Source organism: Melaminivora sp. (assembly GCF_032059615.1).
GTDB lineage: Bacteria > Pseudomonadota > Gammaproteobacteria > Burkholderiales > Burkholderiaceae_C > Melaminivora.
In genome coordinates this window covers 37,091-62,654 of sequence record NZ_DAMCAM010000002.1, presented here as the reverse complement: position 1 = coordinate 62,654, position 25,564 = coordinate 37,091, and the positions used below count along the sequence as shown (strand labels likewise).

At 64.5% G+C, this 25,564-nt stretch carries 24 protein-coding genes; all 24 read left to right on the top strand.

What is annotated here, in order from left to right; all coding sequences use genetic code 11:
- Positions 1 to 5 precede the first annotated feature (5 nt).
- Complete coding sequence (locus RT051_RS00880; protein ID WP_312302516.1) at positions 6 to 1,418, top strand: copper oxidase; 1,413 nt, start codon at positions 6 to 8, stop codon at positions 1,416 to 1,418.
- A gap of 40 nt (positions 1,419 to 1,458) precedes the next feature.
- Positions 1,459 to 1,956, top strand: coding sequence for a plastocyanin/azurin family copper-binding protein (locus RT051_RS00875; protein WP_106683267.1), 498 nt, complete (start codon positions 1,459 to 1,461; stop codon positions 1,954 to 1,956).
- Positions 1,957 to 2,035: 79 nt separating this feature from the next.
- Positions 2,036 to 2,377 carry a copper-binding protein gene (locus RT051_RS00870; RefSeq protein WP_106683266.1) on the top strand — a complete coding sequence of 114 codons (342 nt, stop codon included), beginning with the start codon at positions 2,036 to 2,038 and terminating at the stop codon, positions 2,375 to 2,377.
- Between the two features lie 71 nt (positions 2,378 to 2,448).
- A complete protein-coding gene (locus tag RT051_RS00865) occupies positions 2,449 to 2,925 on the top strand; it encodes a hypothetical protein (RefSeq protein WP_106683265.1) in 477 nt (158 codons plus the stop codon).
- Positions 2,926 to 2,935: 10 nt separating this feature from the next.
- Positions 2,936 to 3,214, top strand: coding sequence for a DUF2933 domain-containing protein (locus tag RT051_RS00860; RefSeq protein WP_106683264.1), 279 nt, complete (start codon positions 2,936 to 2,938; stop codon positions 3,212 to 3,214).
- A 171-nt stretch (positions 3,215 to 3,385) separates the two neighbouring features.
- Positions 3,386 to 3,889, top strand: coding sequence for a c-type cytochrome (locus tag RT051_RS00855; RefSeq protein ID WP_106683263.1), 504 nt, complete (start codon positions 3,386 to 3,388; stop codon positions 3,887 to 3,889).
- Between the two features lie 108 nt (positions 3,890 to 3,997).
- Positions 3,998 to 6,331: a copper-transporting P-type ATPase gene (locus tag RT051_RS00850; protein WP_106685364.1), complete on the top strand. Its 2,334-nt coding sequence runs from the start codon at positions 3,998 to 4,000 to the stop codon at positions 6,329 to 6,331.
- Between the two features lie 53 nt (positions 6,332 to 6,384).
- Positions 6,385 to 6,627 carry a hypothetical protein gene (locus RT051_RS00845; protein ID WP_234026756.1) on the top strand — a complete coding sequence of 81 codons (243 nt, stop codon included), beginning with the start codon at positions 6,385 to 6,387 and terminating at the stop codon, positions 6,625 to 6,627.
- Positions 6,628 to 6,695: 68 nt separating this feature from the next.
- Positions 6,696 to 7,199, top strand: coding sequence for a hypothetical protein (locus RT051_RS00840; protein ID WP_313070014.1), 504 nt, complete (start codon positions 6,696 to 6,698; stop codon positions 7,197 to 7,199).
- Positions 7,200 to 7,276: 77 nt separating this feature from the next.
- Positions 7,277 to 8,593 carry a TolC family protein gene (locus RT051_RS00835; protein WP_106683262.1) on the top strand — a complete coding sequence of 439 codons (1,317 nt, stop codon included), beginning with the start codon at positions 7,277 to 7,279 and terminating at the stop codon, positions 8,591 to 8,593.
- Positions 8,594 to 8,607: 14 nt separating this feature from the next.
- Positions 8,608 to 10,122: an efflux RND transporter periplasmic adaptor subunit gene (locus RT051_RS00830; RefSeq protein ID WP_106683261.1), complete on the top strand. Its 1,515-nt coding sequence runs from the start codon at positions 8,608 to 8,610 to the stop codon at positions 10,120 to 10,122.
- Positions 10,119 to 13,238, top strand: a complete 3,120-nt coding sequence (locus RT051_RS00825) for an efflux RND transporter permease subunit (protein ID WP_106683260.1) — start codon at positions 10,119 to 10,121, stop codon at positions 13,236 to 13,238. The genes RT051_RS00830 and RT051_RS00825 overlap by 4 nt, the downstream gene beginning before the upstream one ends.
- Positions 13,239 to 13,719: 481 nt before the next feature.
- Complete coding sequence (locus RT051_RS00820; RefSeq protein WP_106683259.1) at positions 13,720 to 14,613, top strand: LysR family transcriptional regulator; 894 nt, start codon at positions 13,720 to 13,722, stop codon at positions 14,611 to 14,613.
- Between the two features lie 46 nt (positions 14,614 to 14,659).
- Positions 14,660 to 14,920 (top strand): EexN family lipoprotein, encoded by a 261-nt coding sequence (locus RT051_RS00815; RefSeq protein WP_106683258.1) that lies wholly within the window; start codon positions 14,660 to 14,662, stop codon positions 14,918 to 14,920.
- Between the two features lie 209 nt (positions 14,921 to 15,129).
- On the top strand, positions 15,130 to 17,127 hold the full coding sequence (locus tag RT051_RS00810; RefSeq protein WP_106683257.1) for a conjugal transfer protein TraG: 1,998 nt from the start codon (positions 15,130 to 15,132) through the stop codon (positions 17,125 to 17,127).
- Positions 17,124 to 17,597 carry a CopG family transcriptional regulator gene (locus RT051_RS00805; RefSeq protein ID WP_106683256.1) on the top strand — a complete coding sequence of 158 codons (474 nt, stop codon included), beginning with the start codon at positions 17,124 to 17,126 and terminating at the stop codon, positions 17,595 to 17,597. The genes RT051_RS00810 and RT051_RS00805 overlap by 4 nt, the downstream gene beginning before the upstream one ends.
- A complete protein-coding gene (gene trbB / locus RT051_RS00800; protein WP_313070003.1) occupies positions 17,594 to 18,664 on the top strand; it encodes a P-type conjugative transfer ATPase TrbB in 1,071 nt (356 codons plus the stop codon). The genes RT051_RS00805 and trbB overlap by 4 nt, the downstream gene beginning before the upstream one ends.
- Entirely contained in the window at positions 18,661 to 19,038 is a 378-nt protein-coding gene (locus tag RT051_RS00795; RefSeq protein WP_106683254.1) for a TrbC/VirB2 family protein, read from the top strand. Before trbB ends, RT051_RS00795 begins: the two co-directional genes overlap by 4 nt.
- Positions 19,035 to 19,307 carry a VirB3 family type IV secretion system protein gene (locus tag RT051_RS00790; RefSeq protein ID WP_106683253.1) on the top strand — a complete coding sequence of 91 codons (273 nt, stop codon included), beginning with the start codon at positions 19,035 to 19,037 and terminating at the stop codon, positions 19,305 to 19,307. The genes RT051_RS00795 and RT051_RS00790 overlap by 4 nt, the downstream gene beginning before the upstream one ends.
- Positions 19,308 to 19,317: 10 nt before the next feature.
- Positions 19,318 to 21,756, top strand: a complete 2,439-nt coding sequence (gene trbE, locus RT051_RS00785; protein WP_106683252.1) for a conjugal transfer protein TrbE — start codon at positions 19,318 to 19,320, stop codon at positions 21,754 to 21,756.
- On the top strand, positions 21,753 to 22,478 hold the full coding sequence (gene trbJ / locus RT051_RS00780) for a P-type conjugative transfer protein TrbJ (RefSeq protein ID WP_106683251.1): 726 nt from the start codon (positions 21,753 to 21,755) through the stop codon (positions 22,476 to 22,478). The genes trbE and trbJ overlap by 4 nt, the downstream gene beginning before the upstream one ends.
- A gap of 10 nt (positions 22,479 to 22,488) precedes the next feature.
- Positions 22,489 to 23,847, top strand: a complete 1,359-nt coding sequence (gene trbL / locus RT051_RS00775) for a P-type conjugative transfer protein TrbL (RefSeq protein WP_106683250.1) — start codon at positions 22,489 to 22,491, stop codon at positions 23,845 to 23,847.
- 11 nt (positions 23,848 to 23,858) lie between these two features.
- Complete coding sequence (trbF, locus tag RT051_RS00770) at positions 23,859 to 24,563, top strand: conjugal transfer protein TrbF (protein WP_106683249.1); 705 nt, start codon at positions 23,859 to 23,861, stop codon at positions 24,561 to 24,563.
- Complete coding sequence (gene trbG, locus RT051_RS00765) at positions 24,560 to 25,564, top strand: P-type conjugative transfer protein TrbG (protein ID WP_106683248.1); 1,005 nt, start codon at positions 24,560 to 24,562, stop codon at positions 25,562 to 25,564. Before trbF ends, trbG begins: the two co-directional genes overlap by 4 nt.

Below are 25,564 nucleotides of genomic sequence, written 5' to 3'. Positions count from 1 at the left end.
TTGCCATGACATCCAGAAGAGATTTTTTCAAGTTCGCCGGTATTGCTGGCGGCGCCGTTGCGGCCGGCGCGGTCAGCCGTGTCGCCATGGCGGCCTTGCCCGAGCCCGTCATTCAGACCAGCCCGAACACCATGGCCCCGCTGATGCCCAATTCGGGACGGCCGTACAACCCAGTGGTGACGCTCAACGGCTGGACCCTGCCGTGGCGCATGAACCAGGGCATCAAGGAGTTCCACCTGGTGGCCGAACCGGTGGTGCGCGAAGTGGCCCCAGGTATGAAGGCCCACCTGTGGGGTTACAACGGACAGAGCCCCGGCCCGACCATCGAGGTCGTCGAGGGCGACCGTGTGCGCATCTTCGTGACCAATAGGCTGCCCGAGCACACCAGTGTTCACTGGCACGGCCAGCGCCTGCCCAACGGCATGGATGGCGTGACCGGTCTGACGCAGCCGGCCATTCCGTCCGGCAAGACCTTTGTCTACGAGTTCGTGGCGCGCCGCCCGGGCACCTTCATGTACCACCCGCACGGCGACGAGATGGTGCAGATGGCCATGGGCATGATGGGCTTCTGGGTCACGCACCCGAAAGCCAGGCACCCGTTGATCGATGAGGTGCAACGGGACTTTTGCTTCCTGCTCAGTGCATATGACATTGAACCAGGCGCCGCAACGCCGAAGGTCGCGGAGATGACGGACTTCAACCTGTGGACATGGAACAGCCGTGTCTTTCCCGGCATCGACTCTCTGAACGTGCGTCTCAACGACAAGGTGCGCATCCGCATGGGCAACCTCACCATGACCAATCACCCGATGCACTTGCATGGCCACGAATTCGTGGTCACGGGCACCGATGGCGGCCCGACGCCCAAAAGCACGCGCTGGCATGAAGTAACCACCGACGTAGCCGTGGGGCAGATGCGCCAGATCGAGTTCGTGGCTGACGAGGAAGGCGACTGGGCCTTCCACTGCCACAAGAGCCACCACACCATGAACGCAATGGGTCACGACATTCCCACCATGATTGGCGTAGACCACCGGGGCGTGGCCAAGAAGATCAACAACCTGATTCCCGACTACATGGTCATGGGCGAACGGGGCATGGCGGACATGACCGAGATGGAGATGCCCATTCCGGACAACACCGTCCCCATGATGACCGGGGAAGGCCCCTTCGGCTCGGTGGAGATGGGTGGCATGTTCAGCGTGCTCAAGGTGCGCCGCGACCAGAAGCCGGGCGACTACAAGGATCCGGGCTGGTACAAGCATCCCGCAGGCACGGTGGCGCATGAGTACACCGGCCCCATGGCTGAGCCCGCGCGCTTCAGCGCCGAGGGCGGCCAGTCCATGCCGCGCGCTCGCAAGCCTGCAACGCCGACCGAAGTCAAGGTGCGCAAGCCCACTTCGCATGGCGAGCATTGAGTTTTCCCTGCAATCTTCAATATTCAACTGGAAACTACCCATGAAATTCACGCGATCCACTATTTCTCAACTCTTCGCCATGGTTGTGCTGGCCGCATCGGGGGCAGCCTTCGCCAGCGGCAACCATGCAGGTGGTCACGGCCATGATGAGGGTGGCGAGACGGCCATTGGCAAGCCCGGCATCGCCGCCAAGGCTAGCCGCACCATCACCATCGAAATGAGCGACAACATGCGGTACACGCCGTCGAACATTCAGGTCAAACAAGGCGAGACCGTGCGCTTCATCGTCAAGAACACAGGACAGGTCAAGCACGAACTCAGCCTGGGCACCGAGAAGGAATTGCTGGAGCACCTGGAACAGATGAAGAAATTCCCCGACATGGAGCACGACGAGCCCAGCAAGATCACCTTGGGGCCGGGCAAGCAAGGCGACATCGTCTGGCAGTTCACCAAGGCGGGAGCCGTGAACTTCGCCTGCCTGATGCCTGGCCACTATGAGGCTGGCATGAAGGGCGCCATCAAGGTGGGCCGCAAATGATGGCCTGAAACGCACACCACAGCTGGCCCGGCCATGGTCTGGTCAGCCTATAGATCCATCCATTCACCCAGAGGTCACCATGAACACCATCCAACGTCTGCTCACCATTTCCGCCCTGGCCATGGGCGTTGCCCTGCCGATGGCGGGCCATGCCCAGGTCAGTCCCAATTCAGGCCAGACTGCGGCGACCGCACCCGCATCCATGACCGACGGCGAGGTCAAGAAGGTCGATTCGGACAACGGCAAGATCACCCTCAAGCATGGGGACATCAAGAACCTGGACATGCCCGGAATGACCATGGTCTTCACCGTCCGCGACAAGGGGCAGCTCACCAACCTCAAGCCCGGCGACAAGGTGCAATTCATGGTCATCCAGGAAGGCGGGAAGATGATCGTCACCGACATCCAGCCCGCGCGCTGAGCAGAGTCACAACCGCGCCATGCCACCGGACGCGGCATTCCGGGCCCCCTCCACCGCAAGAAGGAAGCATCATGATTCACATTCGCCATCCCCTGATCGGTCTCTGTGTCGCCGCCGCCTCCATGGGTGCGCTGGCGCAAGGTTCCGACGAGCACAAGGAACATCATCCAGCGGAAACGACCGCGCCCGCGGCCGCTTCGGCGCAGACTGCAGTACCACCAGCGCAGGCCATGAACCCGGACATGATGGCTGCGATGGAACAACACATGCGCGCCATGCACGAGAAGATGGCTGCAGCCAAGACGCCCCAGGAGCGCCAGGCATTGATGGCCGAGCATATGAAGACCATGCAAGACGGCATGCGCATGATGGAGTCGATGCGCGGGCAGATGGCATCGGGCAACCCGTCCGCCGGCATGGCTGGCATGCAGCACGACCCGCAGATGATGGAAAGGCGCATGGCCATGATGGAGTCGATGATGCAGATGATGATGGACCGTCTGCCCATGCCGCCGGCCTCCACTCCTTCCAAGCCCTCCGCAAAGTGAGGAGTCCATCATGACCCATGACCATGCATCTCATCCGCAGGGTGTGCAGACCGGCGGGTTCTGGCGCTCGCGCTATGCCCTTGGCCTGCTCGTGTTCGGCGCCGTCGTCGGGTACTTCCTATGGACCGAACACCGTGCCCACCTGGAGCAATGGTGGCCTTATGCCCTGCTGCTGGTTTGCCCGCTGATGCATGTTTTTATGCACAAGGGCCATGGTGGTCATGGCGGGCACGGTGGTGGTTCCGGAGCCACTGGCCAGGGCACTGGACAAAACTCCGACAGGAGCTGAGGCCATGGAGCACACGGGATCGTCGTATGGCCCCTGGGGATCCTGGTGGGACTCGGGAGCATGCGCACCGTGTGTCGCGCTGTATTCCGCGGTGAGGCGGCAAGGCACAGCCTTGGGCGATGCATCCGATGACCAGAACGTGGCCGCAAGAACGAGAACAGGGTGCATGCTATGGCATTGAAACCGCTGGTCCTGGGGGCCGCAGGATTGTTGGCCTTGCTGTTGGTCGCAGGGGCGGGTTACTTTTCCCTGCGCGCCGGTGGCCGGCAGGCGACGCCGCCGCTGCACAGCCTGCGCCCCGATGATCCCCAGGTCCTGCGTGTCGGCGCCCGCATCTACGCGCAACAGTGTGCGGCCTGCCACGGCGCCAAGGGCGAGGGCCAGGCCCACTGGCGTGATCGCGGGCCCGACGGCCTGCTGCCGGCGCCGCCGCACGACGCGAGCGGCCACACCTGGCACCACCCGGACGAGCAGTTGTTCGCCATCACCAAGCAGGGACTGGCCAAGCTGATCAATCAGCCCGACTACCGCACGGCCATGCCCATTTACGGCGGCGTGCTGAGCGACGACGAGATCGTTGCCGTGCTGTCATGGATCAAGGCGCAATGGCCGTCCGAGATACGGCGCCGCCATGATGAAATCAACGACCAGTACCGCAAGTCGTTGGCGCGATAGCCATCCGGGCATGGGCCGGTGCGGGCCGGATGCGTCCACCAGGAAAAGGGCTTGACCTTGCCGCCATGGCAAGGTCAAGAATCGAGTCAACTCCACAAAGGCATGGGCATGAACCATCACCTGCATCACCACGGCCATTCCGGGGGCGAACAGGCTCCGGCGGGCACCATCTATACCTGCCCCATGCACCCCGAGGTGCGGCAAGACCATCCAGGCAACTGCCCCAAGTGCCAGATGCATCTGATTCCTGAGGGACAAGCGGCTTCAGGCCATCATCACCACGGCCATTCTGCGGACGAACAGGCCCCGGCGGCTTTTGCCGCGGCGCCCAAGGAGGCTCCGGCGGGCACCATCTACACCTGCCCCATGCACCCCGAGGTGCGGCAGGACCATCCGGGCAATTGCCCCAAGTGCGGCATGACGCTGGAGCCCCTGATCCCCTTGGACGAGGAGGACAACAGCGAGCTGATCGACTTTCAGCGCCGCTTCTGGTGGACGCTGCCGCTGACCATTGTCGTCACGGTGCTGGCCATGTTCGGCCATCGCCTGGGCTGGTTCGCCATGGCGACCCAGAGCTGGATCGAACTGGTGCTGTCGCTGCCCGTGGTGCTGTGGGCCGGCTGGCCCTTCTTCGTGCGCGGCTGGCAGTCCGTCGTGCAGCGCAGCCCGAACATGTGGACGCTGATCGGTCTCGGCACGGCGGCGGGCTTTGTCTACAGCGTGGTCGCGACCGTGGCGCCGGGCGTGTTCCCAGCCTCGTTCGTGGCCATGGGACGCGTGGCCGTGTACTTCGAGGCGGCCGTGGTCATCATCTCCCTGACCATGCTCGGCCAGATCCTGGAGCTGAAGGCGCGCTCGCAGACCTCGGCTGCCATCAAGTCCCTGCTGGGCCTGGCACCCAAGACGGCGCGGCGCATCAACGCCGATGGCAGCGAGGAGGACGTGCCGCTGAACCATGTCCATGTCGGCGACCTGCTGCGCGTGCGCCCCGGCGAGAAGGTGCCCGTCGACGGCGTGGTGACGGAAGGCCGCAGCGCGGTCGATGAATCCATGCTGACCGGCGAGCCCATTCCCGTGACCAAGCGCGCGGGCGACAAGCTGATCGGTGCCACGCTCAACACCAGCGGCGCGCTGGTCATGCGTTCCGAGAAGGTCGGAGCGGCCACCATGCTGGCGCAGATCGTGCAGATGGTGGCCAATGCCCAGCGCTCCAAGGCGCCCATGCAACGCATGGCCGACGTGGTAGCGGGCAAGTTCGTCATGGTCGTCGTGGCGATCGCCATCGCCACCTTCTTCGTCTGGGGCCTGTTCGGCCCCGAGCCCAGCTGGGTGTTCGGACTGATCAATGCCGTCGCCGTGCTGATCATCGCCTGCCCTTGCGCGCTGGGGCTGGCCACACCCATGTCGGTGATGGTGGCCACGGGCCGCGCAGCCACGCAGGGCGTGCTGTTCCGCGATGCCGGCGCGATCGAGAAAATGCGCGAGGTGGACACCCTGATCGTGGACAAGACCGGCACGCTCACGGAAGGCAGGCCCGCGTTCGACACGGCGATTGCAGTCCCGGGCTTCACACCTGATGAAGTGCTGCGGCTGGCGGCCAGCCTGGACCAGGGCAGCGAGCACCCGCTGGCCGATGCCATCGTCGGCGCGGCGCGCGCGCAGGGCCTGGTGCTGGCCAAGCCGGTCGACTTCGAGTCGGGCAGCGGCATCGGAGTGCGCGGCAGCGTCGAGGGTCGGCGCCTGGCGCTGGGCAACACCGCGCTCATGGAGCAGGAGGGCATAGACGTGGCCGCCTTGAAGACCGATGGCGAGCGCCTGCGCGGCGAAGGGGCCAGCGTCATGCACCTGGCCGTCGATGGCCGCCTGGCCGGCCTGCTGGCCGTGACCGACCCCATCAAGTCCAGCACGCCCGAGGCCATCCGCACCCTGCACGCCGGCGGCCTGCGCATCGTCATGGCCACAGGCGATGGCCTCACCACGGCCAGGGCCGTAGGCACCCGACTGGCCATCGATGAGGTTCACGGCGAGGTTAAGCCCGCCGACAAGCTGGCCCTGGTGGAAAAATTGCAGAGTGAGGGCCATGTGGTCGCCATGGCCGGCGACGGCATCAACGATGCGCCGGCGCTGGCCAAGGCCGACGTGGGCGTGGCCATGGGGACGGGCACCGACGTGGCAATGAACAGTGGCCAGATCACCCTGGTCAAGGGGGATCTGCGGGGCATCGTGGCAGCGCGCGAGATCTCGATCGATACGGTGCACAACATGCGGCAGAACCTGCTGTTCGCCTTCGTCTACAACGGTATCGGCGTGCCGATCGCCGCTGGCGTGCTCTATCCACTCACCGGCTGGCTGCTGTCACCCATGATTGCGGCCCTGGCCATGAGCCTGAGTTCGGCGTCGGTGATCTTCAATGCGCTGCGGCTGCGGCGCGCGCGAGCCTAACCCGCATCGAGATAATCAAAGAGAGGTTGCCGATCATGATGAACGGAATGTATATGAACGACATGGCGTGGTGGTTTGGCGTCCACTGGCTGACGATGCTGCTGGGTGCGGTGGTGATCGTGCTGCCGTTCTGGAAGATCTTTGCCAAGGCGGGTTTTTCCGGCTGGCTTGGCCTGCTGATGATCGTCCCCATGGTCAACCTGATCGCGCTGTACGTGCTTGCGTTCTCGGACTGGCCGAGATCGAGACGCGCCGATAAGTTGGATTCCGGTGAAATTAATCCAGGGTCTCGGTGACCGCTCCATACGCGGTGGCTGGGCAGTTGCGGGTAGATGCTACGGCACTCCTTTCCCTTGACTGTGCTTTGATCCGCGTCAAGTTGCTACACATCCAGCGCAGCGAACATCCCACCATGGTTTCCATCCGACGCATCGTCACGCAATGGGGCCGCCGGATTGTCGGCGGCCTCATCGTGGCCTTGCTGTTCTCGCAGATGGCGCTGGCGATGTATGCCTGCCCCAGGCTGGATGCACAAGCGCACGTGGCATCGATGCAAATGGCGGGCATGGCCATGGAGGAAGCCTCCGGCATGTCCTCCATGCCGGATTGCCACGCCATGCCAGGGACGATGGACGACGAAGCACCCCAGTTGTGCCGCGCCCATTGCAGCAGCGATGGCCAGCCCGCGCCTTCGCTTCATGGACTGGATATCCAATCCCTTGCAACCCATGCGATCTGGATCTCCTACCTACTTCCGGTAGTGCTCGATACCCAGCCAACGGCTGGACCTAGGGCTGCCTATGCGCAGCTCGACCATCGAGCGGGCACCCCACCCATTTATCTCACGCTTCAAGTCCTGCGGAATTGATACGCCAATCCGTGCACGCCGTGCATTGACACGCGGCGGATCACGTGATTTCGTAAGTATCAATTTTAAGGACCACCATGTTTGCTTCCTCCTCTGGCGCTCCACGCGGGCGCCATCCCGCGCTTGGCCGTAGCGTATTGCGCGCGAGCGCATGCTGTGCGCGCGCTCATCGGTTGAGCATTTTGAGCATCGCCTTGGCTGGCAGCGCTCTTATTTCTAACCAAGCTCACGCGCTCGACTTCGCTGAAGCACGAGAAATCGCTGAACAGCAAAGCCCGCGCGTTTCCGCGCAGCGATTGCAGATCGATGCGGTCGAGTCCGCGCAGAAGGCCGCAGGCACGCTGCCCGACCCCAAGCTCTCGGTCGGCATGGAAAACTTTCCCATCAGCGGCATGGACCGCTGGAGCCTGACGCGCGAGCCCATGACCATGCAGCGCCTGGCCCTCATGCAGGAGGTGCCGAACCAGGCCAAGCGCGATGCCAAAGTGGCCAGCGCGCAGGCCCGCGTGGAACGCGAACGCGCGGCGCTGGTTTTGCAGCGCCTGCAGATACGGCAGGAGCTCGGTCTGGCCTGGATTGCCGCGCAGGCCGTGGAGCAACGGGATCAAATGCTTGCGGAATTGCTGGCGGAGAACCGGCGCTTGCAGGACAGCCTGCCCGCAAGGGTGGCGGGCGGGTCGGCCCAGGCGGGCGATCTGCTGGCCGCGCAGCAGGAGGCGCTGGCGCTGGCGGATCGGCGTGACGACCTGCAGCGCGACCGTGCCAAGGCCCGGGCCATGTTGCGGCGCTGGGTAGGGCCGCGTGCCGACGAGGCGCTGCAGGGCGATACCGGCACGCTCATCCGTCCCGTGGCACAACTGCGCACCGAGCTCTCCAGCCACGCGGAGTTGGCGCTGTACCCGGCCATGCAAAGCATGGCCCGTGCAGAGTCCCACGAGGCCCAGTCGGAGTCGCGCGGCGATTGGTCCTGGGAGGTCGCCTACAGCCGACGTGATCGCCGATGGGGCGACATGGTGTCATTCCAGGTGACCTTCGATCTGCCATGGCAAAAGAATCGACGCCAGACGCCGATGATCCAGGCCAAGCAGCGCGAGCTGGAGCGTCTCGAAGCTGAGCAGGAAGACGTGGCGCGGCGGCACCTGCAGGAGTTGGATGACAGCGCGGCCGAACTGAAGGCGCTGGACAGCCAGATCGAGCGCCTCAAGTCCGCAGGCCTGCAGCTGGCGCAGGGGCGCGCCGAGCTTGCGCTGAGCAACTACCGGGCCGCCAAGGGCGACCTGGGCGCCGTGCTTAGCGCGCGCGCCCAGGTGCTGGAGACGCGCCTGCGCCTGATCGACCTGCAAGCCCAGCGCGACGGCGTGACGACGCGCCTGAACAGCCTGATCGCCGATTAACGGATCTCACAACCATGAACAACTCTCTGAAAAAAACCCTCGCTGGCCTGACGCTAATTGCCATGGGCATCGCCGCGGGCTGGGGCCTTTCCCAATGGCGCGCTAGCAGCACGCACGCTGCGGACGGTGCAGTTCCCCAACCCGGTGCGGCCGCCGAGCGCAAGGTGCTGTATTGGTACGACCCCATGTCGCCGATGCAGAAATTCGACAAGCCTGGCAAGTCCCCCTTTATGGACATGGATCTGGTGCCCAAGTACGCGGACGAGGACGCCCAGGACAGCACAGGCATCAGCGTATCCGCTCAGACCGTGCAAGCGCTGGGCCTGCGCACGGCCGAGGTGGTGCAGCGCGCCATCGGTACCGACGTGGACGTCGTGGGCGCGGTGCTGCTCAACGACCGCGATGTCAGCATCGTGCAGGCGCGCTCCGCGGGTTTCGTGGAGCGGGTCTATGCGCATGCGCCGGGCGACGTGATTGCGCCAGGGGCGCCACTGGCGGACCTCCTGCTGCCCGAGTGGGTGGCGGCGCAGCGTGAATTCCTGGCGGTGCGTGCGCTTAAGGACGAATCGCTGACGACGGCCGCCCGGCAAAGGCTGCTGCTGCTGGGCATGCCGCAGGCCCTGGTGGCTCAGGTGGAGCGCACGGGCGAACCCAGGGGCATCTACACCGTGACCACGCCCCAGGGCGGGCTGGTGGCCGAGCTCATGGTGCGCCAGGGCATGACTGTCTCTGCGGGCGCCAGCCTGGCGCGCGTGAATGGCCTGGCCACCGTCTGGATCGAGGCCGCCGTGCCCGAGGCGCAAAGCGGCCCGCTGCAACTGGGGCATGAAGCCCAGGTGCGCCTGGCGGCGTTTCCCGGCGAGGTTCTGAAGGCGCGCATCGTGAGCATCCTGCCGCAGGCCAACAGCGACACCCGCACGGTGCGCGTGCGGCTGGAGCTGGCCAATCCCGGCCAGCGCCTGAAGGCCGGCATGTCCGGCCAGATCACGCTCAAGGGCCGCGAGCAGCCCGCGCTGCTGGTTCCCAGCGAGGCCATCATCCGCACCGGCAAGCGCGCACTGGCCTATGTGGTTGAGGGCCCGGGCAAGTTCCACCCCGTGGAGGTGCAGCTGGGGGCGGAGATCGGCGACCAACTGGTGGTGCAAAGCGGGCTGGAGACGGGGCAGCAGGTGGTGGCCTCGGCGCAGTTCCTGATCGACTCGGAGGCCAGCCTGCGCGGGGTGCTGCCCGCACCGTCCGGCGCTTCTAGCCCGGTGCAGGGACATGACGAGCATGGCGCTTCCGCGCCCCCGGCCGCTGCGGCCAACACCTTCACGGTACGCGGCGTGATCGAGGAGATTTCTCCCACTGAGCTGACGCTGGCACACGACGCCGTGCCGGCCCTCAAGTGGCCCGCCATGACCATGGGCTTCAAGCTGGCCGATCCCCGCCTCGCCGCGGGCCTGGCGCCCAAGCAACAGGTGCGCTTCACCTTCTCCAAGCAGGGCGAGGACTACGTGATCACCGCCGTCGAAGGAACCAAGCCATGATTGCCAAACTGATCCGCTGGTCGGTGGCGAACCGCTTTCTGGTACTGCTGGCCACGGCCATGCTCACCGCCTGGGGGGTGTGGGGCGTGCGTAGCACGCCCGTGGACGCCCTGCCGGACCTGTCCGACGTGCAGGTCATCATCCGCACCAGCTACCCCGGCCAGGCACCGCAGATCGTCGAAAACCAGGTGACCTATCCACTGGCCACCACCATGCTGTCGGTGCCGGGGGCCAAGACGGTGCGCGCTTTCTCGTTCTTTGGGGACTCGTTCGTCTATGTGCTGTTCGAGGACGGCACCGACCTGTACTGGGCGCGTTCGCGCGTGCTGGAGTACCTGAACCAGGTCCAGGGCCGCCTGCCGGCCACGGCAAAGCCGGCCCTGGGACCAGATGCCACTGGGGTGGGGTGGATCTTTCAGTACGCGCTGGTGGATCGCACGGGCAAGAACGACCTGGCGCAGCTGCGCGCACTGCAGGACTGGTTCCTGAAGTTCGAGCTCAAGAGCCTGCCCAATGTTGCGGAGGTGGCCTCGGTGGGCGGCATGGTCAAGCAGTACCAGGTCGTGCTCGATCCGATCAAGCTGGCATCCCATGGGCTCAGCCAGGAGCAGGTGCGCGCGGCGCTGGTGGCCGCCAATCAGGAAACCGGCGGCTCAGTGCTGGAGCTGTCGGGGGCCGAATACATGGTGCGCGCCAGCGGCTACCTGAAAAGCCTGGACGATTTCCGCGCCGTGCCGCTGGTGGCGCGCGGCGGCGTGCCGGTGCGCCTGGGCGACGTGGCCACGCTGCAGATCGGACCGGAGATGCGGCGCGGCATCGCCGAACTCGATGGCGAGGGCGAGGTCGCCGGCGGCGTGGTCATCCTGCGTTCGGGCAAGAATGCCCAGGAGACGATTGCCGCCGTCAAGGCCAAGCTGAGTGAGCTGCAATCCAGCCTGCCCCAGGGGGTCGAGATCGTCACCACCTACGACCGGAGCGCACTGATCGAGCGCGCCATCCGCAACCTCACGACCAAGCTGGGCGAGGAGTTCCTCGTGGTGGCGCTGGTCTGCGTGCTGTTCCTGTGGCATCTGCGCTCCGCGCTGGTGGCCATCATTTCCCTGCCGCTGGGCGTGATGACGGCGTTCCTCGTCATGCGCTACCAGGGGATCAATGCCAACATCATGTCGCTGGGCGGCATTGCCATCGCCGTGGGCGCGATGGTGGATGCGGCCGTGGTGATGATAGAGAACGCGCACAAGAAGCTGGAGGCCTGGCAACACGCGCATCCCGACAAGCGACTACAAGGCAAGGAGCGCTGGGAGGTGATCACGCAGGCCGCGGAAGAAGTCGGCCCAGCGCTGTTCTTCTCGCTGCTCATCATCACGCTGTCCTTCATTCCCGTCTTTACCCTCGAAGCCCAGGAGGGGCGTCTGTTCGGACCGCTGGCGTTCACCAAGACCTATGCCATGGCGGCGGCGGCGGGCCTGTCCGTGACGCTGATTCCGGTGCTCATGGGCTACTGGATTCGCGGCCGCATTCCCGACGAGCAGAAGAACCCCATCACCCGCATGCTGATCGCGGTGTACCGCCCCAGCCTGGAATGGGTGCTGCGCTGGCCCAAAGCGACCTTGCTGATCGCGGTGCTGGCCCTGGCGACCACGGCTTGGCCACTGGCCCGGCTTGGAGGCGAATTCCTGCCCCGGCTGGATGAGGGCGATTTGCTCTACATGCCATCGGCCTTGCCGGGGCTGTCGGCGCAACGCGCCACGGAGTTGCTGCAGATCAGCAACCGCATGATCAAGACCGTGCCTGAGGTCGAACGTGTGTTCGGCAAGGCGGGACGCGCGGAAACGGCCACCGATCCCGCGCCGCTGGAAATGTTCGAGACCACGGTGAAACTCAAGCCCAGGGAGCAATGGCGTGCCGGCATGACGCCCGAGAAGCTCGTCGAGGAACTGGATCGGGCCGTGAAGATTCCCGGACTGTCGAACATCTGGATTCCGCCCATCCGCAACCGCATCGACATGCTGGCCACGGGCATCAAGAGTCCGATAGGGGTCAAGGTGACGGGCAACGACCTGCACGTGATCGATCGCATCGCGGCAGAGGTGGAGCAGGTCGCCAAGGGCATTCCAGGCGTATCGTCATCGTTGGCGGAACGGCTGACCGGCGGCCGCTATGTGGACGTGCAGATCGACCGCGTGGCGGCGGGCCGCTATGGGCTGAACGTGGCCGATGTCCAGGCAGTCGTCGCCAGTGCCGTTGGTGGCGAAAACGTGTCGGAAACCGTCGAAGGTCTGGCGCGCTTCCCAATCAATCTGCGATATGCGCGTGAATGGAGGGATTCACCGGAAAGGCTGAAGCAACTGCCTATTTTCACTCCCATGGGGCAGCAGATCACGCTGGGCACGGTGGCACGCATCGCCATCACCGATGGCCCGCCCATGCTCAAGAGCGAGAACGCTCGCCCGTCCGGATGGGTATATGTCGATGTGCGTGGGCGTGATCTCGCTTCAGTAGCCAACGAGTTGCGCGATGCGGTCGGGAAACAGGTCAAGCTGGAGCCGGGGGTGAGCATTGCCTACTCAGGGCAGTTCGAGTACATGGAGAGGGCCAATGCGCGCCTGAAGGTCGTGGTTCCAGCCACCTTGTTGATCATCTTCGTGCTGCTGTACCTGACCTTTGGGCGCGTCGACGAGGCCGGCCTGATCATGGCCACCTTGCCGTTCGCCCTCACGGGCGGTATCTGGTTCCTGTATCTGATGAACTACAACCTCTCCATCGCGACGGGGGTGGGCTTTATTGCCCTGGCGGGCGTTGCGGCAGAATTCGGCGTGGTCATGCTCATCTATCTGAAGCAAGCCCTGGGTGAGCGCTGCCCAGGCGGACGCAGGCCGACGCGGGAAGAACTGCTGGATGCGATCCGGGAAGGCGCCGTGCTGCGCGTGCGACCCAAGGCCATGACGGTAGCGGTCATCTTGGCCGGCTTGGTGCCCATCGTCTGGAGCAGTGGCACGGGTTCGGAGGTCATGAGCCGCATCGCGGCGCCGATGCTCGGGGGCATGGTGACGGCGCCGTTGTTGTCGCTATTTGTGATTCCGGCTGCCTATGTATTGATGCGAAAGCCGCGCTAGCCTAAATGATCGGCAAGGTTTTTTTTATGAAACCCTGCTCCATTTCGAAATTTAAGGAAGGTCTGCAAAGCCCTGTTCGCAGCACCCTCTGGTTCTCCGTGCGGGTTTGTCATTTCGTGATGCAGGTTTGATCGGTGGCTGCGGGCCAGTTGGACGCCAGATCGACTCAATTCCGAACCAAGCAGCCCCGCTGGTGCCTTGCAGGCGCACTAATCCCTGATGCTCCTAGCAGGCTGTGAATGAGAGTACTTCAGTAGCCTGCTAGATGACGCTGCGTCTACTATTGGAAACCATGCTTCATGGACTGCAGGTGGCGCGAGCGCTATGGATAACTGACTGATTGGGATCAATTTTTTTGTGCTGACTTCCTTACGAAGGGTTTCTGACAAAAATGTAACCGACTGCTCATCACTTGGTCAGGAATGAACTGAATAATGAATACGCAATTCATGCAATCGACTTTCTACAGAGGCATCGCCCCATGGAATTGCGTCATCTCCGCTGCTTTTTGGCGGTCGCGGAAGAACTTCATTTTGCACGCGCGGCCGAAAAACTTCATATAGAACAGTCGCCTCTTTCACGTACCGTCAAGGAACTGGAGGAAGAGTTGGGGGTGCAGTTGTTCATCCGCACCAGTCGCAGCACGCGGCTGACACTTGCGGGTAGGCTATTCCTGAAGCATGTACCGCGTGTCTTTACCGCGTTGGAGCAAGCCCGCGAAAGCGTGAAATCGGCCGCCAATGGTTTCCATGGGCAGTTGCGCCTTGCCTTGTCCGATGGCATTACGCCGTCGCGCCTGCCTGCTCTGCTGGCGCACTGCCGCGAGGAAGACCCGGAAATAGAAATACGGCTGTTCGAGGTTCCGTTAGCCCAACAACTCAAGGGCTTGCATGATGACCTGTATGACGCGGGTTTCTCGATGGCCGACGAAGTGGGCGACGGCATCATCGTCGAGTCGGCCTGGGAAGACGAGTTGATGGTGGCCGTGCCCGCACGCCATCCGGCTCTGGCCTATAAGCGAATCCCTCTGGAGGAAGTGCTACGTTACCCCCTTGTGCTGGGCGATCCCGCCGTCTGCGAAGGCCATGCCCGCCAAATCGACCGAATCCTGCGCAAGCAGGAAAAGGAGCCATTGGTGGTTCAGCACGTCGCCACATTTGATGTAATGATGGCGCTTGTGTCGGCCGGTTTGGCGTTAGGGCTTGCGGGCGCAGCGCATATTGCTGCCAGCCGCGAACACGGCGTAGTGGGCCGCCCGCTCGCAGGGCACTCCCCTATGCTGACCACCTATCTGCTGCGCCGGGATACCGAACCGTCGCAGGCACTGGCTCGTTTTATTGAGCGGCTGGCATCCCAGGGATCGGATGACGCCTAGCGTCCAAACCAACCTCTCAAGTGCCACACTTTCGAGGAATCATGTCATGAGCCCCTTCAACATATTCGCCTCATTGTCGTTAGCCACGCTATTAGCTTCTTGCGGCCAGTCTTCTGCTCCAGGCGAGACGGTGGAATCCTTGGCAGCAGATCCCGAGCGGCTGAAAGAATTGCGCCAGCAGTGCAAGCTGGACCGTGCCAAGTTGGGCGACGAACTGTGCAATCGCGTGGCTGAAGCGACGAATCGCCGCTTCTTCGGCGATGGCAAGGTGCCTTATACACCGCCCAAGGAGCCGCCGAAATTCTAACTGTGGCCGGATAGGCCATCCATCGCTCGTTTTTTGCTTGCCACGCCGCAACGCGCCTTTGCTTGCGGCGTTTTTACTGTCTTCGTCCTTGCCTGAATCGATGCTTTTTTGCATCATCTTCGTTCTGATAACGGTCTTTGACCGTTACTCCCCACGGCACTGATCCTGATGCCTGCGGCACGTCTGTGTGCCGTGATCGGAGGCTGGGAATGCAAGGGACGAACGTGCTGTTCGGTCAGATCGCCGTGGTGTTCGGCATCGTGATCGCCGGAGTGTGGAGCGCCACACAATGGACAGCAGCGGCCCTGGGCTACCAGCTACGCTTGGGCTCGCCTTGGTTTGATCTGCTGGGCACGCCGATCTACCACCCGTGGCGGCTGTTCGAGTGGTGGTTCTTCTTCGATGCCTACGCGCCACGCATCTTCGACACGGGCGGCGTCATCGCCGGCGGCAGCGGCCTGGTGGCCGTGGTGGTTGCCATCGGCATGTCTATCTGGCGTTCGCGCCAATCGCGCCTGGTTACGACCTACGGTTCGGCCCGCTGGGCCGACGCCAGCGACATTCGCAAGGCCGGCCTGACCCAGCCCGCTGGTGTGTTCCTCGGTCGGCATGGCGATGAGTACCTGCGCCACGAAGGGCCGGAACATGTCCTGACCTTCGCGCCCACGCGCTCGGGCAAGGGTGTCGGCCTGGTGGTGCCTACGTTGCTGTCATGGCCCGCATCCACCGTCGTTCATGACATCAAAGGTGAGAACTGGCAGATCACCGCAGGCTGGCGTAGTCGTTTCAGTCACTGCCTGCTGTTCAACCCCACTGATGCCAAGTCGGCGGCCTACAACCCGTTGCTGGAAGTGCGGCGCGGCGCGCATGAGGTGCGCGACGTGCAGAACATCGCGGACATTCTGGTCGATCCCGAAGGTGCGCTGGAGAAGCGCAACCACTGGGAGAAGACTTCGCACGCGCTGCTGGTGGGAGCCATCCTGCATGTGCTCTATGCAGGCAAGGACAAGACGCTGCGGGGCGTTGCCAATTTTCTCAGTGATCCGGCGTGCCCCTTCGAGCTGACGCTGCACCGAATGATGACCACGCCGCACCTGGGTGACGGACCTCATCCGGTGGTGGCATCAGCAGCGCGCGAGGTCCTAAACAAGTCAGACAACGAACGCTCGGGCGTGCTGTCCACGGCCATGTCGTTCCTCGGCCTGTACCGCGATCCCACGGTGGCCGAAGTCACTTCGCGTTGCGACTGGCGCATCGCCGATCTGATTGCTGCCGAGCATCCCGTCTCGCTGTACCTCGTGGTGCCGCCTTCGGACATCAGCCGCACCAAGCCGCTGATCCGGTTGATCCTCAACCAAATTGGGCGGAGGCTTACCGAATCGCTCGATGGCTCCGATGGCATCGCGCGCCGCCACAAGCTGCTGCTGATGCTCGATGAGTTCCCGGCGCTCGGGCGCCTGGACTTCTTCGAGACGGCGTTGGCCTTCATGGCGGGCTATGGCATCCGCAGTTTCCTGATCGCGCAGAGTCTGAACCAGATCGACAAGGCGTATGGACAGAACCATTCTATTCTCGACAACTGCCACGTCCGAGTGACGTTCGCCACCAACGACGAACGCACGGCCAAGCGCATCTCCGAAACCCTGGGCACGGCCACCGAGCTGAAGTCTCAGCGCAACTACGCGGGCCACCGGCTCGCGCCGTGGCTGGGCCATCTGATGGTGTCGCGCCAGGAAACGGCCCGCCCGCTGCTCACGCCCGGAGAGGTGATGCAGCTCCCGCCCGACGAGGCGGTGGTGATGGTCTCCAGCCTCGCACCGATCAAAGCCAAGAAGCTGCGCTACTACGCAGACAGCAATTTCAAGTACCGCGTGCTGCCGCCGCCCGTGCTTGCTGCGGGGCGCTATGCCGACGTGCCACCAGCCCGTGCTGATGACTGGAGCGGGCTGGCGATTCCTGCTGTATCAGCGGCATCGACCTTCGAAGCCGTCAATGGCCTGGGCAGTGCCGACGATGGCGGCCCGCGCCGCCAGCCCGAGCTGTCCGAAGTCTCCGAGTACCAACCCGAACAGGCATTCGCAGCCAACGACCTTGCGCTGCTCGATGACGACGACACGCCGCTTCCCCTCCCGCGCCAGCTTGACCCGGCGCTGCAGCGCACGGCCCGGCTGGCATCCCTCAACCCAGATGACGGAATTGACCTATGACCCAGCACCGCCTCAATGTATTCATCCAGCCCGAGCACAGCAAACGGCTGGATGAGCTGGCCGCCAAGAAAGGCGTATCCAAGTCCTCCATCGTCGCTGCCGCTTTGGCATCCTGGCTGTCGCCGGATGCGGCCGACCAGCGCGAGGCGGCGATTGCCAAGCGGCTCGATCGCCTGTCGCGCCAGGCCGAACGCATGGAGCGTGACCAGAACATCCAGATCGAGACGCTGGCGCTGTTCATCCGCTATTTTCTGACCGTGAGCACTCCCGTGCCCGAGGCCCATCAGGACGCAGCCCGCGCGCAGGGCAAGGTGCGCTTCGAGCAGTTTGTGGAGCAGTTGGGCCGCCACCTGTTGCGCGGGCGCAGCCTGGTGCGCGACGTGGTGGAGGAACTGCATCCCGATCCAGTGCGAATGGAGGCCGTGGCGGCCACGGCCGCTACGGCCGAAGCGCAGGAGCGTGCCTCATGAGCGCGGTTCCCCAACCCATGCCAGAACCACGTTCATCGGCCGCTAAGTCACTGGATCGCCGCATCCAGATGCTGCGTACTGCGATGGGGCCGCTGATCGCCGCCGCGCTTGAAGACCCTGACGTGGTCGAGATCATGCTCAACCCGGATCGCACCTTGTGGATCGACCGGCTTTCATCGGGGCGCGCGCCGATGGGTACGGAGCTGTCCGAAACGGACGGCGAACGCATCATCCGGCTGGTGGCCGCTCACGTCGGCGCGGAAGTCCATCGCGGCCAGCCGCTCCTGTCGGCCGAGCTGCCGGAGACTGGCGAGCGCTTCGAGGGCATCCTGCCGCCCGCCGCGCCGGGGCCGGCCTTCGCGCTGCGCAAGCGCGCCATCGGCGTGATTCCGCTGGAGCGGTACGTCATCGACGGAATGATGACCAGCGACCAGGCGGACTTTCTCATCCGCGCGGTGCACGAGCGGCAGAACCTCCTGATCGCGGGGGCCACGAGCAGCGGCAAGACGACGCTGGCCAATGCGTTGCTGGCGGAGATCGCCGCCACGGGCGACCGCGTGCTGGTGCTCGAAGACACGGTGGAGCTGCAATGCGCGGCCCGTGACCACGTGCCGCTGCGCACGCGCCAAGGCGTGGTGTCCATGCAGGAGCTGGTGCGCTCGTCCATGCGACTGCGGCCTGACCGCGTGGTGGTCGGCGAGGTGCGCGGCGCCGAGGCGCTGGATCTCATCAAGGTGTGGGGCACCGGCCATCCGGGCGGCATCGCCACGATCCATGCCGGCTCTGCCCTGGGCGCGCTGCTGCGCCTGGAGCAACTGATCCTCGAAGTGGCGGTAAATCCGCCCCGTGCGCTGATCGCCGAGGCGGTCAACGTGGTGATCTACATCGCCGGACGCGGGCGCAAGCGCCGCATCGAGAGCATCGCCCGCATCGTCGGCTTCGACGGTGTGGGTTACCAACTGGCGGATGCGATGGAGACGCCGTTTCCCGAACTGCCGCCTGTTTCCTCCGCAGCGCCTGCCGCTGCACCTTCCCTGTCCCTTGACCCACCTGGAGAATTTCCATGACGCACGTTGCTGCTTTCCGTTTTTCTGTAGATCCGGCTTTGCGCCTTGCGCGGCTGCACAGCCTGTCCCGCTCTGCGGGGCAAGGGCTGCTGCTGGCGGCGCTACTGCTGTTCCTTGCCGGCACAGCGCAGGCCGCCGGTTCCTCCATGCCCTGGGAAGGGCCGCTGCAATCCATCCTCGAATCCATCCAGGGGCCGGTGGCGCGCATCGTCGCCGTCATCATCATCATCGCCACGGGCCTCGCACTCGCCTTCGGCGATACCTCGGGAGGCTTTCGCAAGCTGATTCAGATCGTTTTCGGCCTGTCCATCGCGTTCGCCGCGTCCTCGTTCTTCCTGTCGTTCTTCAGCTTCTCGGGCGGAGCCATCGTATGAGCGCCCCGGACACCTTCGCAGTCGGCTTCGAGGTGCCGCTGCATCGCTCGCTCACCGAGCCGATCCTGCTAGGCGGTGCGCCACGTACCGTGGCCATTGCCAACGGTACGCTGGCCGCCGCCGTGGGGCTGGGCCTGCAACTGTGGATTCCAGGCGTGGTGCTGTGGATCGCCGGCCACTCGCTGGCCGTCTGGGGTGCCCGCGTCGATCCACAGTTCATGCAGGTGTTCGCGCGGCACATCAAGCACCGGCCGATGCTGGACGTGTGAGGGGAATGCCATGCTGAACCTTGCCGAATACCGTCAACGGCCCGCGCTGCTGGCCGACTGGCTGCCTTGGGCCGGGCTGGTCGCACCGGGCGTGGTGCTGAACAAGGACGGCTCCTTCCAGCGCACGGCGCGGTTCCGTGGGCCGGATCTCGACAGCGCCACGCAGGGTGAGCTGATCGCCACCTCGGCGCGTTTGAACAACGCGCTGCGCCGGCTGGGTTCTGGCTGGGCCTTATTCATCGAGGCCGAGCGCCAGTCGGCGGCGGATTACCCACACTCGGATTTCCCGGAGCCGCTGTCGTGGCTGGTGGACGAGGAACGCCGCGCTGCCTTCGAGGAATCGGGCAACCACTTCGAGAGCGGCTACCACCTGACACTGGTGTACCTGCCGCCCGAGGAATCCCGTGCCCGCGCGGCCGGGCTGCTGTACGAGAACCGGCCCGCCGAAGGCGTGGACTGGCGCGAACGGCTGCAAGCCTTCATCGCGGAAACGGATCGCATCTTCGACCTGCTCGATGGCGTGATGCCGGAGATCGCGTGGCTGGACGACGCGCAGATGCTGACCTATCTGCATTCGACCATTTCCACACGGTGCTACCGCGTGGCCGTTCCGGAAGTGCCATTCCACCTTGATGCGCTACTGGCCGATTCCGCGCTCATTGGTGGGCTGGCTCCGATGCTGGGCGACCAGCACCTGCGCGTGGCGACGGTGCGCGGCTTTCCGACCTCGACCTGGCCGGGGATTCTGGACGACCTCAACCGCCTCGGCTTTGCCTACCGCTGGTCAACGCGATTCCTCTGCATGGATAAAGCCGACGCGGAAAAAGAACTCACCCGCCTGCGCCGCCAATGGTTTGCCAAGCGCAAGAACGTGGTGGCTCTGCTGCGTGAAACCATCTTCCAGCAGGAATCGCTGCTGGTCGATACCGACGCCAGCAACAAGGCGGCGGACGCCGATGCCGCCTTGCAGGAGCTGGGCGCCGATCAAGTGGCCTTTGGCTACGTCACCGCCACGGTGACGGTGCTCGATGCCGATCCCGCCGTGGCCGATGAGAAGCTGCGTAGGGTGGAGCGTGTCATTCAGGGCCGAGGCTTCGTCACCATCCCCGAAACCTTGAACGCGGTCGATGCGTGGCTGTCCTCGATTCCTGGCCACGCCTACGCGAACGTGCGCCAGCCCATCGTCTCGACGCTGAACCTGGCACACATGATGCCGGTGTCCGCCGTCTGGGCTGGACCGGAGAAGAACACGCACCTCGATGGGCCGCCGCTGATCGTCACGCGCACCGAAGGGGCGACGCCGTTCCGGCTGGTCACGCACATCGGCGACGTGGGGCACACACTGGTGGCCGGGCCGACTGGCATGGGCAAGTCCGTTCTACTCGCCACGCTGGCGATGCAGTTCCGCCGTTACCCCGGCTCGCGCATCTTCGCTTTCGACATGGGGCGCTCAATGCGCGCCACCATCCTGGGCCTGGGCGGCGAGCATTACGACCTGGGCATGGATGGCGAGATCGCGTTCCAGCCCTTGGCCCGCATCGACCGCGAGGGCTACCGCACCTGGGCCGCCGAATGGATCGAAGGCCGGTTGCTGCACGAAGGCGTAGCAGTCGGCCCCGACGAGAAGGCGGCCATCTGGTCGGCGCTGGGAAGCCTCGCCGGTGCGCCGGTGGAGCAGCGCACCATGACCGGCCTGTCAGTGCTGCTGCAATCGAACGCACTGCGCCAAGCGCTCGCACCCTATGTGCTGGGCGGCGCGCACGGCAAGCTGCTGGATGCAGATTCGGATCGCCTGGGTTTCGACTCCGTGCAGTGCTTCGAGATGGAAGAGCTGATGCACAGCAAGGCCGCCGTCATGGCCGTGCTGCATTACCTCTTTGCGCGCTTTGATGACCGCTTTGACGGTGCGCCCACGCTGCTGATCCTCGATGAAGCCTGGCTGTTCCTCGACGACCCGGTGTTTGCGGCTCGCATCCGCCAGTGGCTCAAGACGCTGCGCAAGAAGAACGTCAGCGTCATCTTCGCCACGCAGTCGCTCGCGGACATCAAGGATTCGAGCATCGCGCCCGCGATCATCGAAAGCTGCGCCAGCCGCATCTTTCTGCCGAATCCGCAGGCGACCGAGCCGCAGATCAAGACGATCTACCAGAGCTTCGGCCTCAACAACCGGCAGATCGAGATCGTCGCTACCGCGCAGCCTAAGCGCGACTACTACTACCAGTCCCGTCTCGGCAACCGTCTGTTCGACCTCGACCTGGGGCCGGCCACACTGGCCTTCGCGGGCGCTTCCACGCCGCAAGACCAGCGTGACATGGATGTGGTGCTCATTGCGGCTTCGTCCGCGTCCCCTCCGTTCGCAGCCGCGTGGCTGCGCCATCGAGGCCTGCATTGGGCTGCAGACCTGCTGTCCTCGTTCCAGTCCACCCACCTCCAGGAGAACCCATCATGAAAAAGCGTCTTCTCGCCGCCGCCGTCGCGGCCATGCTTTGCACCGCCACTGCCCATGCGCAATGGGTCGTAATCGACCCCACGAACCTGGTGCAGAACACGCTGACCGCGATCCGCACGCTGGAGCAGATCAACAACCAGATCCAGCAACTTCAGAACGAGGCGCGGATGCTGACGAACCAGGCGCGCAACTTGGCCAGCCTGCCGTTCAACGTGGTGAGCCGGCTGCGGGCCAACCTGGCGCTGACCCAGCGGCTGATCGCTCAGGCCAAGGGCCTGGCCTATGACGTGACGAATCTGGATCGGGAGTTTCAGCGTCTATACCCCGAGCAATACGCCGCCACGGTGAGCGGCGACCAGATGTACCGCGATACGCAGGAACGCTGGAAGAACGCGCTCAACGGCCTACAGACCACCATGCAGATGCAGGCCCAGGCATCGCAGAACCTGAGCGACGACGAAGGGGTGCTGGCCGACCTCGTGGGCAAGAGCCAGTCGGCGGTTGGGGCTCTGCAGGCGATGCAGGCCATGAATCAGCTGCTGGCCCTGCAGGCCAAGCAGTCGATCCAGACGCAGCGGCTGCAGATCACCCAAGACCGGGCGGCCTCGCTGGAACTGGCACGGCAGGCGGCAGCGGTGGAGCGCGGGCGTGAGGTGACGCGGCGTTTCCTGGGTACCGGCACGCCGTACACGCCGCAGACCGTCCATTTCTATGGCAATTGACGGGGCGGCCATGAACGACGTTTCGGTCATCGACCGTTTCCTCGATGTTTTCTCGCGCTACATCGACTCAGGGTTCGGGCTGCTGCACGGCGAGGTCGCATTCCTCACGGCTACGCTGATCGTCATCGACATGACGCTCGCCGGGCTCTTCTGGGCGATGGGCCACGCCACAGGCCAGGGCGAGGACGTGATCGCCAAGCTGATCCGCAAGGTGCTGTACGTGGGCGCCTTCGCCTACATCATCGGCAACTTCAACACACTGGCCAGCGTGGTGTTCCGCTCGTTCGCGGGTCTGGGCCTGACCGCCAGCGGCTCCAGCCTGAGCATGGCGAACTTCTTGCAGCCGGGGCGGCTTGCCAAGGTGGGCATCGACGCGGGGGCGCCCATCCTGGATCAGATCAAGCAGATGGCGGGCTTCCCGGAGGTGTTCATCAACATCATGCCCATCGTCGTGCTGTTTTTCGCATGGCTGGTGGTCATCGTCAGCTTCTTCGTGCTGGCGGTGCAGCTCTTCGTCACGCTGATCGAGTTCAAGCTGACCACGCTGGCGGGCTTCGTGCTGGTGCCGTTCGCCCTCTGGAACAAGACGGCGTTCTTGGCCGAGAAGGTGTTGGGCAACGTGGTGTCCTCGGGCATCAAGGTGCTGGTGCTGGCCGTCATCGTGGGCATCGGCTCGGGCTTGTTCTCCGAGTTCAACATACCGGCTGGCTCGGAGCCGTCGATTGACCGGGCACTGGTCATCATGCTGGCCTCGCTGTCCATGCTGGCTTTGGGCATCTTCGGGCCGGGCATTGCGGCGGGGCTGGTATCCGGCGGACCGCAGCTCGGCGCGGGCGCGATGGCGGGTGCAGCCATCGGCGCGGCCGGAACCGCTGTCGCGGTTGGCGCTGCGGCCACAGGCGTCGGCAGCGCCGTGGCGGCTGGAGCACACATGGCGCCCGCAGCCGCCAAGATGGCCGGAGACGGTGCCCGCTCGATGGCATCGACCGCCAGCAGTGCCAGGTCGGCGTACCAGGCGGGCTCCGCTTCGGCAGGCGGTGGCCTCAAGGGTGCTGCCGCTGGCGTGGGCAATGTCGCCAAGACTGGCGCGCAGGCGGCTGGGCAGAAAGTGGCCGATGGCGCGCGCTCGATGACAAAGCATGCCGCAGCCGCGTTCCGGGAAGGCGGTGACCCCAGCTCTGGAGTGGGAGCGGCTGGAGCCGGCAATGCCACCGCTTCATCACCACCCGCCGAACAACCCGCTTGGGCCAAGCGTCTGCATCGCAGGCAGCAACTCAGCCATGCAGCAACCACGGCCGCCCACACGCTACGCGGTGGCGATGGCGGCAGCTCCAGCCAAGGCCCGAGCCTTCGTGATTCTGATTCATAAGGAGAGCTCCCATGCGATTCAAACGACCGCAGGTGCGCTACGCCGATACGCCGCAGCCTGCCACCCCGTACCAATCCGCGGCCCAAGTCTGGGACGAGCGTATCGGCTCGGCCCGCGTGCAGGCCAGGAACTGGCGCTTCATGGCTTTTGGCTGCCTCACGCTGGCCGTGCTGATGGCGGGCGGCCTGGTCTGGCGCTCGGCGCAGTCCATCGTCACGCCCTATGTCATCGAGGTGGACAACGCGGGCCAAGTGCGTGCTGTCGGCGAAGCCGCCACCCCGTACCAGCCCAGCGATGCGCAGGTGGCTTACCACTTGGGCCGCTTCATCTCTCTGGTGCGCGCACTGTCCATCGACCCCATCGTGGTGCGGCAGAACTGGCTGGATGCCTACGACTACACCACCGACAAGGGGGCCGTGGTGCTCAACGAGTACGCCCGAACCCATGACCCGTTCTCGCGCATTGGCAAGGAATCCGTGACGGTACAGATCAGCAGTGTCACTCGCGCCAGTGACCAGTCTTTCAACGTGCGCTGGACGGAAACGCGCTTCGTCAACGGCGCACTGGATCGTACCGAACGCTGGAACGCGGTGGTTTCCACCGTGCTGCAAACCCCACGCACCGAGCAGCGTGTGCGCAAGAACCCTCTGGGCATCTACGTCAACGGCCTGTCGTGGAGCCGTGAACTGGAAGCGAACGAAGGAGCAAAACCATGAATGCACTTTTCTGTAAATCTGCCTTGTCGGCGATCCTGTTGGCCCTCACGGGCTGTGCCACGCAGGGCAAGCCGCCGCCGTCCATTTCGCTCGACGAGCCAGTGCAGGCCCAGCGTTTGCCCGAGGCACCGAAGCAGATTGAAATCGTCACGATGCCCGAACCGTTGGCACTGCCATCACAGTTGAAGTCTCTGCCCGAAGCCGAGGAAGCCAAACCGTCGCCGGAATCAGCCGACGAAAAGGTGCGGGTATCGCGTGCCAATGCCGAGGCGCGTATCGCGCCCACACGCGAGGGCTATGTCAACGCAATCCAGGTCTGGCCATTCACCGATGGTGCGCTGTACCAGGTCTATGCGGCTGTGGGCCGCGTGACGGTGGTTGCCTTGCAACCCGGCGAAGAACTGGTGACAGTGGCTGCGGGCGATACCGTTCGCTGGATCGTGGGCGACACGTCCAGCGGTTCCGGTGCGAACTTGCGGGTGAGCGTGATGGTCAAGCCGATCCGCTCGGGCCTGAAAACCAATCTTGTCGTCACCACCAGCCGCCGCACCTACCTGCTGGAGCTGACTTCGACCGAGAAGACGTGGATGGCGTCGGTGTCCTGGGAGTACCCGAAGGACAAGATGCTGGCCTTGCAGCGCCAGGCGCAGGCGGCGAGCGCCGCCGCGCCGGTCGATAGCGGCTTATCGCTGGAGAAGATCCGCTTCCGCTACGCGGTCAGCGGCAGCAATCCGCCGTGGAAGCCGCTGCGCGCCTTTGACGATGGCGAGAAGGTCTACATCCAGTTCCCACCGGGCATCGCCCAGGGCGAGCTTCCGCCGCTGTTCGTCATTGGCGCGCAGGGCGACGGGCAACTGGTGAACTACCGCTTTCGTTCGCCGTACTACATCGTGGATCGTTTGTTCGGTGCGGCCGAGCTGCGGCTGGGCGGTGGAAACGGAAGTGGTGGGGGCGAGGTGGTGCGGATCGAGCGCACGGATGGCGTTGCGCGGAGGAACTGA